General features: G+C 69.5%; 14 protein-coding genes. 10 read left to right on the forward strand and 4 right to left on the reverse strand.

Annotated features, from left to right (window positions below; translation table 11 throughout):
- Positions 1–10: 10 nt before the first annotated feature.
- Entirely contained in the window at positions 11–514 is a 504-nt protein-coding gene (locus VIP82_RS20125) for a 2'-5' RNA ligase family protein (RefSeq protein WP_331911910.1), read from the forward strand.
- Positions 515–545: 31 nt separating this feature from the next.
- Here VIP82_RS20125 and VIP82_RS20130 read toward each other — a convergent pair whose 3' ends face one another.
- A complete protein-coding gene (locus VIP82_RS20130; protein WP_331911912.1) occupies positions 546–1253 on the reverse strand; it encodes a YqaJ viral recombinase family protein in 708 nt (235 codons plus the stop codon).
- Positions 1254–1394: 141 nt separating this feature from the next.
- Between VIP82_RS20130 and VIP82_RS20135 the strand changes: the two genes are divergently transcribed.
- The gene (locus tag VIP82_RS20135; RefSeq protein ID WP_331911913.1) at positions 1395–2030 is read left to right on the forward strand and encodes a 4a-hydroxytetrahydrobiopterin dehydratase; all 636 of its coding nucleotides are present in this window, start codon (positions 1395–1397) and stop codon (positions 2028–2030) included.
- Positions 2031–2075: 45 nt separating this feature from the next.
- On the opposite strand, the gene VIP82_RS20140 is transcribed toward VIP82_RS20135, so the two are convergent.
- Positions 2076–2474: a GlcG/HbpS family heme-binding protein gene (locus tag VIP82_RS20140; protein ID WP_331911915.1), complete on the reverse strand. Its 399-nt coding sequence runs from the start codon at positions 2472–2474 to the stop codon at positions 2076–2078.
- A 55-nt stretch (positions 2475–2529) separates the two neighbouring features.
- The gene (gene fdhA, locus VIP82_RS20145) at positions 2530–3750 is read right to left on the reverse strand and encodes a formaldehyde dehydrogenase, glutathione-independent (RefSeq protein WP_331911917.1); all 1221 of its coding nucleotides are present in this window, start codon (positions 3748–3750) and stop codon (positions 2530–2532) included.
- 426 nt (positions 3751–4176) lie between these two features.
- On the opposite strand from fdhA, the gene rplJ reads away from it, so the two are divergent.
- From rplJ to VIP82_RS20180, 7 genes are all read left to right on the forward strand, one after another.
- Entirely contained in the window at positions 4177–4665 is a 489-nt protein-coding gene (rplJ, locus tag VIP82_RS20150) for a 50S ribosomal protein L10 (RefSeq protein WP_331911919.1), read from the forward strand.
- 48 nt (positions 4666–4713) lie between these two features.
- Positions 4714–5097: a 50S ribosomal protein L7/L12 gene (rplL, locus tag VIP82_RS20155; RefSeq protein ID WP_331911921.1), complete on the forward strand. Its 384-nt coding sequence runs from the start codon at positions 4714–4716 to the stop codon at positions 5095–5097.
- A gap of 292 nt (positions 5098–5389) precedes the next feature.
- Positions 5390–6316, forward strand: coding sequence for a carbohydrate ABC transporter permease (locus VIP82_RS20160; protein ID WP_331911923.1), 927 nt, complete (start codon positions 5390–5392; stop codon positions 6314–6316).
- Positions 6303–7226 carry a carbohydrate ABC transporter permease gene (locus VIP82_RS20165; RefSeq protein WP_331911925.1) on the forward strand — a complete coding sequence of 308 codons (924 nt, stop codon included), beginning with the start codon at positions 6303–6305 and terminating at the stop codon, positions 7224–7226. Before VIP82_RS20160 ends, VIP82_RS20165 begins: the two co-directional genes overlap by 14 nt.
- Before the next feature lie 95 nt (positions 7227–7321).
- Positions 7322–8659, forward strand: coding sequence for an ABC transporter substrate-binding protein (locus tag VIP82_RS20170; protein ID WP_331911927.1), 1338 nt, complete (start codon positions 7322–7324; stop codon positions 8657–8659).
- A gap of 198 nt (positions 8660–8857) precedes the next feature.
- Positions 8858–10714, forward strand: a complete 1857-nt coding sequence (locus VIP82_RS20175; protein ID WP_331911929.1) for a DUF6807 family protein — start codon at positions 8858–8860, stop codon at positions 10712–10714.
- Complete coding sequence (locus tag VIP82_RS20180) at positions 10711–11823, forward strand: Gfo/Idh/MocA family protein (protein WP_331911931.1); 1113 nt, start codon at positions 10711–10713, stop codon at positions 11821–11823. The genes VIP82_RS20175 and VIP82_RS20180 overlap by 4 nt, the downstream gene beginning before the upstream one ends.
- Before the next feature lie 18 nt (positions 11824–11841).
- On the opposite strand, the gene VIP82_RS20185 is transcribed toward VIP82_RS20180, so the two are convergent.
- Positions 11842–12888, reverse strand: coding sequence for a LacI family DNA-binding transcriptional regulator (locus VIP82_RS20185; protein WP_331911933.1), 1047 nt, complete (start codon positions 12886–12888; stop codon positions 11842–11844).
- Positions 12889–13132: 244 nt separating this feature from the next.
- On the opposite strand from VIP82_RS20185, the gene VIP82_RS20190 reads away from it, so the two are divergent.
- Positions 13133–14476 (forward strand): ABC transporter substrate-binding protein, encoded by a 1344-nt coding sequence (locus VIP82_RS20190; protein WP_331911935.1) that lies wholly within the window; start codon positions 13133–13135, stop codon positions 14474–14476.
- Positions 14477–14509: the final 33 nt, after the last annotated feature.

Raw genomic sequence — 14509 nt, forward strand, 5'->3', positions numbered from 1 at the left:
GTATGGAGGCGTGTTCAGTGTCGAACTGATTCCGGATGCCGAGCTCGACCGCGCGGTCCGGGATGACTGGGATCGGCTCCTCGCGGCCGATCTGCCGAGCTCGGGGCGCAATCCCGCACCGAGCAACCGTCCGCACATGACGCTCGCGGTGCGGGACCGGCTCGATCCGTCGGCGTTTGCCGCTATCGCCGATCTGCTCCCCGTCACCCTGGAGCTCGCGGGAGTCGTGCTCCTCGGCCATCGGGACAGGTACGTGCTCGCGCGGCATGTCGTCGTGAGCGCACGGCTCCTGGCGATCCACCGCGTCGTCGCAGAGATCGCCGGACGACCCGAGCCGCGGTACTCGAACACCGGAACCGACCGGTGGACGCCGCACATCACTCTGGCGCGCGGGCTGACCGCGGCGCGGCTGGCGACGGCGATGCGGTTGATAAAGGCGCCGAACATCGTCGGGCAGGCGACAGGAGCGCGTGTGTGGGACGCCGATGCCCGGCGGGTGACCACGATCCGATGAGGCGCCGGCCGAGCCGGCACGGCAGCTCGGCTCAGTCGGCGAGGGCGAGCGCGCGGAACGGCTCGCGCGGGGCGGCGGGCGGCTGCGGCATCCGCTCTGCCTGCTGTCGCGAGCGGGTCGTGCGCAGGTAGAGCTCGTCGATGAGGGCGGTGGCGAGGCGGACGAGCTTCGCGATCTCGGCCTCGTCGCGATCGACCCACGCGCACCGCGGCTCGTCGCCGACGGGCACGAAGCCGTCGTGCTGCTCCCAGGCCACGAGCGTGCGCTCGGCGCCGAGCACGTGCTGCTGCCACCACACCTGCCGGAGGTAGGAGCGCGGGATGCTGCGCCAGGCCTTGTTGGTGGTCTTGATCTCGGCGAGCGTGATGCGCCCCGACGCGTCGACGGCGATGCCGTCGGGGGTCGCGAGGTGCCGCTTCTCGACGACGGCGTGGAACAGAGCCGACGAGGGCTGGATGCCGTGGGTCGCGGCGACCCATCCGGCGATCTCGGGCTCGCGAGCGCGGCCGTGTGCGGTGTAGGCGTTGCCCGAGAAGCCCGAGCCGAGCAGTTTGGCGTCGGCGGCACGGCCGATGGCCTGGTCGGAGGTGAGGCTCGCGACGTCGGTCGCGGTGATGCCGCGCGACCGTGCGCGCACCCAGGCGACCCGGTCGCGCGAGTCCGCGACGATGCGGGCCGCCACGTCCGGTGCATGCGCCGCCAGCGCCGAGGGGCGTGCGGCGGCGTGCTCGGGGTTCACCCTTCGAGGCTACGCCGCCGACCCGACATCCGCCGCCTGCGACGCACCCGCGCCGCGGGTCCGTCGCGCGAGGGCAGCGGTCGCGGCATCCATGCGGCAAGAGGGGTTGCGATCGGCGGGGACGGTGGCATCCTCGGGATCATGAGCACCATCACGTCAGACGAATTCCGCGCGTTCCCGGGTGTCGAGGACTGGCGTCCCCGCGTGACCGGCGCCTTCGCCCTGTTCCGCACCGGCAGCTTCGCGGCGGGCGCGCAGCTTTTCGCGGCGATCGCCGACCTCGCTGAGGCGGCCGACCACCACCCCGACGTCGACGTGCGCTACGCCACCGTGCGCGTGCGGCTGCTCACTCACTCGGCGGGCGGCCTGACGGCGAAGGATGCCGCGCTCGCCGCGCAGATCTCCCAGGCGGCGCGCGAGCTCGACATCCGGGCTGAGACCGAGCGGATGCAGGACCTCATGCTCGCCGTGGCCACGCCGGATCCCGGCGCCGCGCTGGCGTTCTGGAAGGCGGCGACGGGCTTTCGCGAAGTGCGCGACGGCGTGCTGTTCGACGCCGACGGACGGGGGCCTCTCATCTGGTTCCAGCCCGTGGACAAGCCGCTGCGCGGTAGGTCCCACCTCGACGTCAACGCTCCGCGTGACGTGATCGAGAAGCGCATGGAGGCTGCGCTCGCCGCCGGCGGGGTGATCGTCGACGACTCCCACGCGCCGGAGTGGTGGACGTTAGCCGACGCCGACGGCCACAAGGTCGACCTCTGCCCCTGGCGCGAGTAGCCCGCGGGCACGAGGCGGTCGGCGCGTCGACCGCGGCGACGTGCGTCAGAAGGCGGCGGCGCCGGCCTCCGCGACGGTCTGGTCCTGGTCGCCCGAGCCGCCGCTGACGCCCACCGCCCCCACGACGGCGCCGTCGCGGGAGAGGGGCACGCCGCCGGCGAAGATCGCGACCTTGCCGCCGTTGGTGGCGTGGATGCCGTAGAACTGCTGCGTCGGCTGCGAGTTCTCGCCGAGGGTCTTCGTCTCGATGTCGAACGCCCGCGAGGTCCAGGCCTTGTTGATCGAGATGTTGACGCTGCCGATCCACGCGCCGTCCTGACGGACGTGGGCGACGAGATTGCCTCCCGCGTCGACGACGGCGATGTTCATGGGCTGGCCGATCTCGTCGGCACGCTTCTCTGCGGCGGCGATGACGCGACGGGCGTCTTCGAGGGTGACGGACATGGTGGTGTTCCTTTCGTCGGCGAGCGGATGCCTCGACCGAGGCATCCGCTTCTTGTCAGGTGGATCGGATGTACCCGTTGGGATTCAGCACGTACTTCTTCGCCGCGCCCTGGTCGAAGTCGGCATATCCCCGCGGGGCGTCCTCGAGTCCGATGGCGGTGGCGCCGACGGCGTCGGCGATCGCGACCTTGTCGTGCAGGATCGCCATCATCAGCTGCCGGTTGTAGCGCATGACCGGACACTGCCCGGTGGTGAACGACAGCGACTTCGCCCAGCCCAGCCCGAGCCGCAGCGACAGCGACCCGACCTTCGCGGCCTCGTCGATGCCGCCAGGGTCGCCCGTCACGTAGAGACCGGGGATGCCGAGCGCGCCGCCGGCTGCGGTGATGTCCATCAGCGAGTTCAGCACGGTCGCGGGAGCTTCGTGCGAGGCATCCGCTCCGTGTCCGCGGGCTTCGAAGCCCACCGCGTCGACACCGCTGTCGACCTCGGGCACACCGAGGATCTGCTCGATCTGGTCCTTCGGGTCGCCCTTGGACACGTCGACGCTCTCGCATCCGAACGACCGCGCCCGTGCCAGGCGATCCTCGTTGAGATCGCCGACGATGACCACGGCCGCACCGAGCAGCTGCGCCCCGACCGCGGCCGCCAGGCCGACCGGGCCGGCTCCGGCGATGTAGACGGTCGATCCTGGCCGGACGCCGGCCGAGTAGGCGCCGTGGAACCCGGTCGGGAAGATGTCGGAGAGCATCGTCAGGTCGAGGATCTTCTCGAGAGCCTGGTCGCGGTCGGGGAAGACCAGCAGATTCCAGTCGGCGTACGGGACGAGCACGTATTCGGCCTGGCCGCCCACCCAGCCGCCCATGTCGACGTAGCCGTAGGCGCTCCCCGGCCGGTCGGGGTTGACGTTGAGGCAGATGCCGGTCTTGCCCTCCTTGCAGTTGCGGCACCGGCCGCAGGCGATGTTGAAGGGCACCGAGACGATGTCGCCGACCTTGACGAACTCGACGTCGGGGCCGACCTCGACGACCTCGCCGGTGATCTCGTGGCCGAGCACCAGCCCGGCGGGTGCGGTGGTGCGGCCTCGCACCATGTGCTGGTCGGAGCCGCAGATGTTCGTGCTCACGGTCTTGAGGATCGCGCCGTGCGGCACTTTCCTGCCGACGTTCGCCGGATTCACGCCCGGGCCGTCCTTGAGCTCGAACGTGGGGTAATCCGTGTCGACGACCTCGACCTCGCCGGGACCCTTGTAGGCGACGGCTCTGTTGCCGGACATCTTCGTCCTCTCCGTCGCGCAGCGGGAACCGCCGTGCGACTGTGTCGTGCAGGTGGCTTGATGCGAGCCTGTACCTCGACGACGCGGTGCGCAACGGGGCCTGCTGCGCGCACGTTGCGACCCGCTCGCCGCCGCCGGTCGGCCTCGTGCACGCGCAGGCGCCCTCGATTTGGCCGACGCGCCCGCATCCCTTACCCTTGTACGAGCCGAAGACCGCCGGTCATCGACGTGCGCGCAAGCGTCACGAAGATCGAAGCACTGCATCGCAGAGGCCCGCGCAGGTGTCACGAACGTTTCTCCTGAATTCAGGAATCCCGCTCCGTGCGCTTGCGCCGGAGCTTTTTTGTTGCCGTGAAGAGAGATGAGCGGATGCCTCCGGCCGGCGCCCCGCCACCGCGGAGCGTCTCACACACACAAGGAGTGACCATGGCGCAGAAGGACGCATCGGTTGCCGAGCTCACGAAGAACTTCGAGGACTCGAACGCCGTTCTGCTGACCGAGTACCGCGGTCTGACGGTTGCCCAGCTCAAGCAGCTGCGCAACAGCATCCGTCAGGACGCGGAATACGCCGTGGTGAAGAACACGCTGACCAAGATCGCCGCGAACAACGCGGGGATCACGGCGCTGGACGAGGACCTCAAGGGTCCGTCGGCCATCGCGTTCGTGCACGGCGACTTCGTCGCCACCGCGAAGGCTCTGCGTGACTTCGCCAAGGCCAACCCGCTTCTCGTGATCAAGGGCGGCGTTTTCGAGGGCAACCCCCTCAGCGCCGACGAGGTCAACAAGTACGCCTCGCTCGAGAGCCGTGAGGTTCTGCTGGCGAAGGCCGCGGGCATGATGAAGGCGACGATGGGCAAGGCTGCCGCGACCATCGACGCGCTTCGCGAAAAGCTGGAGACCGCCGAGGCCGCGTGAGCGACCGGCGATCTCTTCCCACAACCCCATCTATCTAGGAGAAACATCATGGCGAAGCTCACCACTGAGGAACTGCTCCAGCAGTTCGCCGACCTCACCCTCGTCGAGCTCAGCGAGTTCGTGAAGGCGTTCGAGGAGAAGTTCGACGTCACCGCTGCTGCTCCCGTCGCCGTTGCCGGCGCCGGTGGCGCGGGCGCCGAGGCCGCTGTCGAGGAGGAGAAGGACTCGTTCGACGTCATCCTCGAGGCTGCCGGTGACAAGAAGATCCAGGTCATCAAGACGGTCCGCGAGCTCACCTCGCTCGGCCTCGGCGAGGCCAAGGCCGTCGTCGACGGTGCCCCCAAGGCTGTCCTCGAGGGCGCCAACAAGGAGGCCGCCGAGAAGGCCAAGGCCGCTCTCGAAGAGGCCGGCGCGACGGTTACCCTCAAGTAATCTCGTTCCTTCCCGAAAGCCCCGGATGCTCTGCATCCGGGGCTTTCGTCATGTCCGGACCGATGATCCGGCGGTGAAACCCCCGGTTCTGCGAAATCCCTTTCTCACGGTTTGATCTCGAACCGCACCTGATTTTCCAAGAGACTTGCGCTTCGGCATCCGTTCTGACAAGAATGAGAAAGCGCATTCCAGAAAGCGCATTCTCACCCTCGACGACGAGACCGGAGGATACGGTGACGACGACGCACCGCCCCAGAACACGGCCGCCCGGCCGTGCCCGCGGAGCCGCCGCATGAGCGCCATCAGCGAGCTCGGCAAGCTCAAGACCGCCAAGTCCGGCGGCAAGAAGCAGAACAAGGCCGCCTACCTCTTCCTCGCCCCGTGGTTCGTCGGGCTGGTCCTCATCACCATCGGGCCGATGGTGGCGTCGTTCGGCCTGTCGTTCACCCGCTACAACCTGCTCAGCGCGCCGAAGTGGATCGGCCTGCAGAACTACGTCCGCATGTGGGAGGACGAGCGGCTGCACACCGCTCTCCAGGTCACGTTCACGTACGTGTTCGTCTCGCTTCCGCTGCAGCTGGCCGTCGCGCTGTTCCTGGCGATCGTGCTGGACCGCGGACTGCGCGGACTGGCGTTCTACCGGTCCGCGTTCTACTTGCCCTCGCTGCTGGGCGCCAGCGTGGCGATCGCGATCCTGTGGCGCCAGATATTCGGCGTCGACGGCCTCGTCAACCAGGTGCTCGCCGTCTTCGGCATCCAGGGGCAGGGATGGATCTCCAATCCCGACACGGCGCTCGGCACGCTGATGATCCTGAACGTCTGGACGTTCGGCTCGCCGATGGTGATCTTCCTCGCCGGCCTCCGCCAGATCCCCACGATGTACTACGAGGCGGCCGACGTCGACGGCGCGAGCAGGCGTCAGCAGCTCTTCCGGATCACCGTGCCGCTGCTCACCCCGATCATCTTCTTCAACGCCGTGCTCCAGCTCATCGGCACGTTCCAGTCGTTCACGCAGGCGTACATCGTCTCGGGCGGAACCGGCGGCCCTGTCGACTCGACGCTCTTCTACACGCTGTACCTGTACCAGCAGGGCTTCACGAACTACAACATGGGCTACGCGTCGGCCATGGCGTGGCTGCTGCTGGTCATCATCGGCATTCTGACCGTCCTGATGTTCTGGACCTCGAGATTCTGGGTTTTCTACGATGACCAAGATTGACGACGCCGCCATGACGGCCCCGCCCGCGACCGAGACCATCGTCACCGGCCGTGCCTCGCGCGCCCGGCGGCGGAGCCCGTTCCGCAAGCCGCTCACGAGCGTCGTGCGTCACACTTTGCTCATCGCGCTCGCGCTGGCGATGCTCTATCCGGTGATCTGGATGGTTGTGAGCTCGCTCCGGCCGAACGACGAGATCTTCCGCGACCCGAGCATCATCCCCGACAGTTTCGAGGTCTCGAACTACACCGACGGCTGGAACGCCCTGGCGTACCCGTTCAACGTCTACATGTGGAACTCGGCGCTGATCGTGATCGGGTGCATCATCGGCAACCTGGTGTCGTGCTCGATGGCGGCGTACGCCTTCGCGCGCCTGGACTTCACCGCCAAGCGGTTCTGGTTCGCCGTGATGCTCCTGAGCATCATGCTCCCCATCCACGTCATCATCGTGCCGCAGTACGTGCTGTTCTCCCAGCTGGGCTGGGTGAACACCTTCCTGCCGCTGATCGTGCCGAAGCTGCTCGCGACCGACGCGTTCTTCATCTTCCTGATGGTGCAGTTCATCCGCGGCATCCCGAAGGAGCTCGATGAGGCCGCGCGGATCGACGGGGCGGGGCATCCGCGCATCTTCCTGCAGATCATCCTGCCGCTCATGGTCCCGGCCCTGGCGACGACGGCGATCTTCACGTTCATCTGGACGTGGAACGACTTCTTCTCGCAGCTGATCTTCCTCACCAAGCCCGAGCTGTACACGGTCCCGCTGGCGCTGCGCTCGTTCGAGGACGCGCAGAGCACCACCAACTACGCCCAGATGTTCGCGATGAGCGTCGTCTCGCTCATCCCGATCTTCCTGATCTTCCTGTTCGGCCAGAAGTTCCTCATCAAGGGGATCGCGACGACCGGGATCAAGTGACGTCCGCGTCACGCACACCTTCGCGGGCCGCCAGGCCCACCCTCATCACACGCACCAACACCCACTCACCGACTTCGGTCGAAAGGATGCAAGACATGCGACGCACCACAACCGCACCGCGCTGGTTGCTGCTGACCTCCGTCGGCGCAGCGACGATGCTGACGCTGACGGCGTGCGCGGGACCGACGGAGACCCCCGCGACCGGCCCGACCCTGTCAGACGAGCCCGTGACGCTCAGCTTCACCTGGTGGGGCAACGACGTCCGCCACGGCATCACCGAGGAGCTCATCGCGGCCTTCGAGGCCGAGAACGAGAACATCACGATCGAGCCGCAGTACACCGACTGGGCCGGGTACTGGGACAAGCTGGCGACGACGGTCGCCGCCGGCGACGCCCCCGACATCATCCAGATGGACGAGAAGCAGCTGTCGACGTACGCCGCCAACGGCGTGCTGCTCGACCTCGGCACCCTGGGCGACCAGCTGCCGACCGGTGACTTCCCGGAGGCGGTGCTCGGCACCGGCGCCCTCGACGGCACGCAGTACGGCATCCCGGTCGGCATCAACTCGTACACCTACATGGCCAACGTCGACGTGCTGGAGAGCCTCGGCATCGAGCTGCCCGACGACGAGACCTGGTCGTGGGACGACCTGAACGAGATCGCCGAGGAGGTCACCGCAGCCAGCGGCGGCGCCGTCGTCGGCTCGCAGTCGTGGGGCTTCGAGGACGGCGGCCTCAACAACTGGCTGCGCCAGCACGGCGAGTCCCTCTACGCCGAGGACGGATCGCCCGAGGTGACGGCGAGCGCCAAGACGCTCGCCGCCTGGTGGCAGAACCTGCTCGATGTCACCGAGGCGGGCGGGACGCCCGACCCCTCCGCGACGATCGAGCGCGAGTCCGCGGGCCTCGCGGAGTCGTTCACCGCGACGAACCAGTCGGCCTTCGGCCCGTGGTGGTCGAACCAGGTCGCCGCGCTGCGTGAGGCGAGCGGCCAGAACCTCGTGCCGCTGATGGTGCCGACGCCCGACGAAGGCGAGAGCACGGCGGCGTACTACAAGCCGTCCATGTTCTGGTCGGCGTCGGCGAAGACCGAGCACCCGGCAGAGGTCGCGCTGTTCCTCGACTTCCTCTCGAACAGCGAGGAGGCGGCTGACCTGCTGCTCGCCGAGCGCGGAGTGCCCGCGAACGAGAAGATCCGCGAGTACATCACGCCCAAGCTCGACGAGGTCAACCAGGAGGTCGTCGACTTCCTCGACGAGATCGCACCGCGCGTCGGCGACGCCCCGCCGGCGACCCCGCCGGGCGGCGGCGCGATCGAGACGATCATCGACCAGCACACGCAGCGCGTGCTGTTCGGCGAGGTGACGCCCGAGGACGCCGCTGAGAGCTTCATCGCGGAGCTGCAGCAGGCCCTCGACGACGCCGCCATCTGACCGACGACCGGGCCGCGTCCTCCCGAGGCGCGGCCCGTCGTCCCCAGACCGCACGGGGCCGGACCGAAGTGATGAGGGGTCCGGTCCCGGGCGGGCATGCCGAGAACCGCCCGGCGACCGTCGCGGCGCAGAAGTCGCACGCGCGAATGCGCCGCACCGGGCTCGACGACGCCCAAGATTGAGAGAGGAGGGGATCCGTTGACCGAGGTCACATCGCGCCCGATCACGATGGCGCAGGTCGCGCAGCACGCCGGAGTGTCGCAGGCGTCGGTGTCGCGCGTCCTCAACGGCGTCGCCACCGTCGACCCCGCGATCGTCGCGAAGGTCAACCGTGCGGTCGCCGCGCTGAACTACTCGCCGAGCGAGGCGGCGCGCAGCCTCGTGCGGGGGAGCAGTCACACCATCGCATTGCTGGTGCCCGATCTCGAGAACCCGATGTTCCAGGGTGTGCTCAAGGGCCTGACAGTCGCTGCGGCCCGCGACGGCTACCGCGTGCTGGTGGCCGACAGCGCGGAGTCGGTCGGCGTCGAAGCCGACATCGCGAGCGAAGCGCGCAGCAAGTGCGACGCGCTCGTGCTGGTGTCGCCGCGGATGCCGGATGCCGAGCTGCGCGAGCTCATCCAGCGCACGACGCCGGTCGTCGTGGTCAACCGCCGTGTGGACGACACTGCCGCAGCACAGCTCTCGGTGGACTACGCCACCGCAGTCAAAGAGCTCGGCGCCCATCTGCGCGGCTTCGGCCACCGGCGCATCGCCTACGTCGCCGGACCCGCGCTCAGCTACGCGAACGAGCAGCGCGCACAGGGCCTCGGCGAGCTCGCCCGCGAGTACCCCGACCTCGAGTTCCTCACCATCCCGGCGGGCTCGAGCATGGAGGCGGGCTACGACGCCGCCGACGCCGTGCTCGAGACGGGCGCGACCGCCGCCATCGCCTTCAACGACCTCGTCGCGCTCGGGCTGATGTCCCGCCTGCGCGAGGTGGGCGTCGAGGTGCCCGAGCAGCTCTCCATCGTCGGGATCGACGACATCCCGCAGTCTCGTTTCGCCGCCCCTCCGCTGACGACGATGTCGGTTCCGCGGATCGAGATCGGGCGGCAGGCTTGGAATCGCATGCGTCAAGCACTGGACGGCGAGAACGCCGACCACCCCCTGTTCTATCGGCCCGTCCTGGTGGCGCGGCAGAGCTCCGGCCCGGCATCCCACGCGAGCGGCTGGGTGGGTCCCGCCCGTCCGGTGCTGCGCCTCGGATCGACCGTGGTCGCCCAGTACGAGGAGGGCGCGACCGTCGACTCGGTGCTGTCGCCACGGCCGTACCTCGACGCGGTGATCTCGCGGACCGGAACCCCGCTCACCGTCACCGAGCCGACCGACCACCCGCACCACCTCGGCGTCAGCCTCGCGATCGCCGACGTCAACGGCACGTCGTACTGGGGCGGCCGCACCTATGTGCGCGGCGAGGGCTCGATCATGGTTCCCAATCATGGCCGGCAGCGCCGCGACCGGCTGCACATCGACGGGCACTCGCTCGACGAGCGGCTCAGCTGGGTCGACGAGCACGGCACGACGCAGCTCGTCGAAGTGCGCGAGCTCCGGTCGGCCGAGCTCGAGAAGGGCTGGGCCCTGCGCTGGCGCAGCCACCTCAAGGCGACGCTCGACGCCATCACGTTCGGCTCGCCCGCGACCAACGGCCGGGAGGGCGCCGGCTACGGCGGCATCTTCTGGCGGTTCGCGCCCGAGATCGCCCGGGTGTTCAGCCCCGCTGGCGACACCGAGCGCGACGTGCACGGCGCGGCGACGCCGTGGCTGGCCTTCACCTTCCCCGACCGCGGAACGACGGTCGTGCTCACCCAGGGCGACGAGCGCCTGCCGTGGTTCGTCCGGTTCGCCGAGTATCTCGGCGCCGGTCCCTCGGTGGCGTGGGACGAGCCGCGCACGATCCCCGAGGGGGGAGAGCTGGATCTCGAGCTGACCGCCTACGTCCTCGACGAGGAGCTGGCCGACGCCGCTGCGGTCGAGGCGGCCCTTCCCGCGCTGCGCGCTCAGGCGGGACTGTGACAGGACTGCTCCGCGTCGGTGTCGCCGGTGTCCACGGACACGGCCGCAGCCACGTCGACGCCGTGCTCGCCGGCGCGGACTTCGAACTCGTCGCCGTCGCCGACCCCCGGGGCGGCGGCGACGTGCCCTCCTCGACCCGGGTGTTCGCCGACGCCGCGTCGATGATCGACGACGTCGAACTCGATGTGGTCGTCCTCAGCACGCCGATCCCGACGCACACCGAGCTCGCACGCCGCGCGCTCTCGCGCGGCGTGCATGTGCTTCTCGAGAAGCCCCCCGTGCCCTCGGTCGCCGACCACCACGCGCTCCTGATCGCGTCGGATGCCGCCTCCCGGTCGGTGCAGGTCGGCTTCCAGTCGCTCGGCAGCGCGGGTGTGGCGGCGACCGCCGAGACCCTGGCATCCGGCGTCATCGGGGACCTCGTGCACGTCGGCGCCGTGGGGCAGTGGTCGCGGTCGGAGCAGTACTGGCGCCGGGCGCCGTGGGCCGGCCATCGCGTCATCGATGGACGGCTCGTCGGCGACGGCGTCGTGACGAACCCGCTGGCCCATGCCGTGGCCACGGCGTTCGCCATCGCCGGGGCGGCCGCGCCGGACGACGTCGTGTCGATCGACGCGGACCTCCGCCGGGCGAACGACATCGAGACCGACGACACGTCGTCGCTCGTCGTGGAGCTGCGCGGGGGCGTCCGCGTCGCCGCGGGTCTCGCGGTGACGGCCGCTCGACGCCGCGAGCCGTACGTGCTGGTGCGGGGCACCCGTGGCTTCCTCGTGTACGTGTACACCCTCGACACGCTCCACGTGCACCGCGACGGTGCCGCACTTCCGCGCGCGTACGCGTTCGAACGCACCTCACTGCTCGATGATCTCGCCGGGCACATCCGCGACGGCCGTGAGCTGCTCGCTCCGCTGCACCGCACCGGCGCCTTCACGCGGGTGCTCGAAGCGATCGTGACAGGGCCGCCGGCTGCGCCGATCGATCCGGAACTCGTGCGCGTCGAGGGCGGGGGTGCCGGCGACGAGACGTTCCGCCGAGTGGTGGGCGTCGAGGACGCCGTCGAGCGGGTCGCGTGGGAGGGCCGCACGTTCCGTGAGCTCGGGCTGCTGTGAGCGGGTGGGGTTCGCTCCCTAGCCCCGGCGCGGTCCGACGCCGATGATGGCGGACGCGTCGTCGTCGACCGCTGCCGTGGAATTGCGGACGACGAGGGGCGACGACTCGTAGAGCCGGTTCATCGGCGCGTCGGGATCGTCGAGCTGCCACATGAGCAGCTGCACCGCCGCCCGGCCCTGCTGGTGCGGGCGCTGCTGCAGCGTGGTGAGGGAGAACATCTCGGCGTACGCGTGATCGTCGATGCCCACGACGCTCAGCCGCTCGGGAACCCGGATGCCGAGCCGGCGGGCGGCGATGATCGCGCCGACCGCGACCTCGTCGCACACGCCGACGATCGCCGTCGGGCGGGTGCGCCGGTCGCCCAGCAGCTCCACGGCGGCACTGTAGCCGCCGGGCAGCGCGACCTCGGACTGGACGTGACGAGCGGACGCCTCGAGCCCCGCCTCGCGCATGGCCCTGCGGTAGCCGTGCAGCCGGCGGCCGTCGCCGAAGCTCGTCCGGCGCCCGTCGGGGTCGCCGCCGAGGAAGACGATCTCGCGGTGGCCCAGGCCGATGAGGTGCTCTGTGGCGATGCGCGCGGCCGCCTCGTCGTCGATCGACACGGCGTTCGTGCCGACGTCGTAGCCGCCGACCGCGACCACCGGCTTGCCGAACGCGACCAGCCGCTCGAGTTCGCGGGCGCTCGGCTCGATGCCGACCGCGATGAGCCCGTCGAACCGCTTACGGGCGAGGAAGTGCTCGAACATCTCGCGACGCGCGGCCGACTCCGGCGGCGCGCCGTACAGGGCCAGGTCGTACCGACGCTCCAGCAGCGCGTCCTGGATCCCCTCCAGCACCTGGGCGAAGAACCAGCGGTCGAGCGACGGCATGACGACGCCGACGGTCTGGGTGCGACCGGTCACGAGGCTCACCGCACTGGTGGTGGGGACGTAGCCGAGCGTGGCTGCGGCATCCCTCACCCGCGCCCGCGTCGCCGCCGAGACGTAGCCGGACCCGGTGAGGGCACGGGAGGCCGTCGACTTCGAGACGCCTGCCGCGCGAGCCACGTCGGCGATGCCCGCCATCGGGTCCTCCTCGCCTCCGGGGACGCCGCCGTCGCCCGAATTGTGGAACCGGTTCCGGGCCTCATTGTGCCGTGAACGTCTCGTCGATGCCAGCCCGGCTTTCGGTGTTTACCGACTTGTGATCCACGGGCGTTGTGCCGTCATGCGGCATCCCCTACCGTGAACATGGAATCGGTTCCCGATTCACACGTGCGGGGCCTGAAACGCTGCCGGCCCCGCGGACTCGAAGAGGAGGCAGACGAACATGACTGCACTGCGATCACGTCGTCGACACGGCTACATCGCTCTGGGGATCGCCACCGTCGCGGCTCTGACTCTCGCGGGATGCGCCGAGGGCGCAGACGAGGGTGGGGACGGCGACGGCTCGCTCGAGGGTGAGACGGTTGAGATCTCCGGTGGCATCACCGGCACCGAGGCGGACTCGCTTCAGAAGTCGTTCGACCAGTTCACCGCCGACACCGGCATCGAGGTCGTCTACACGGGCGACAAGGGGTTCGAGGGCAACATCGTGACGAAGGTCGCCGGAGGCTCGGCGCCCGACATCGCGATCGTGCCGCAGCCCGGCCTCCTGGCGTCGCTCGTCGGCACCGGCGAGGTGCAGGAGGGCACGGACGAGGTCTCGGCGAACGTCGACGAGTACTGGGCTCCGGCGTGGAAGGACTACGGCTCGGTCGACGGCACGTTCTACGCCGCACCGATGCTCGCGAACCTGAAGGGCTACATCTACTACTCGCCCGCGAGCTTCACGGAGTGGGGCGTCGAGGTGCCCACCACGTGGGACGAGCTGCTCGAGCTCACCAAGACGATCCAGGAGAAGACCGGTCAGGCGCCGTGGTGCGCCGGATTCTCGTCCGAGGCCGCGTCGGGATGGCCGGGCACGGACTGGGTCGAGGACCTCGTGCTGCGCCAGGCCGGCGCCGACGTCTACGACAGCTGGGCAGCCGGTGACACTCCGTTCACCGACCCCGACATCGAGGCCGCGTTCGACCAGGTGGCGAAGGTCCTGCTCGACCCGAAGTACGTCAACGCCGGATTCGGAGACGTGAAGAGCATCAACTCGACCGCCTTCGGCGATCCCATCGCCTCGGCGGTGGCCAACGGCACGTGCGCGCTCACGCACCAGGGCTCCTTCCTCACGGCGAACTTCCTCGCCGTGCAGACGGCCGAGGGCGCGACGCCCGACGTCGCCGAGGATGGCGACGTCTACGCGTTCCTGATGCCGGGATTCGAGGGTGAACCGTTCTCGGTCGAGGGCGGCGGCGAGTTCGTCACCGTCTTCTCGGACGACGCCGCGACGCAGGCCGTGGCCGAGTACATGTCGACGCCGGAGTTCGCGGACGCGCGCGTCGCGCTCGGCGGCGCCATCTCGGCCAACACCGGTGCCGACCCGTCGCTCGCGTCGAGCAAGTTCCTCACGGACGCCATGACGGTCGTGCAGGACCCCGAGACGGTCTTCCGCTTCGACGCCTCCGACCTGATGCCGGCGACCGTCGGCTCGGGATCGTTCTGGCGCGGGATGGTCGACTGGGTCGACGGCAAGCCGACGCCGCAGGTGCTGGAAGACATCCAGGCAGGCTACGAGAACTGACGCACCGCGCCTCGGTGCCGGGTCTGCACGCTC

Origin of the sequence: Microbacterium sp. (assembly GCF_036566905.1) — a bacterium.
GTDB lineage: Bacteria > Actinomycetota > Actinomycetes > Actinomycetales > Microbacteriaceae > Microbacterium.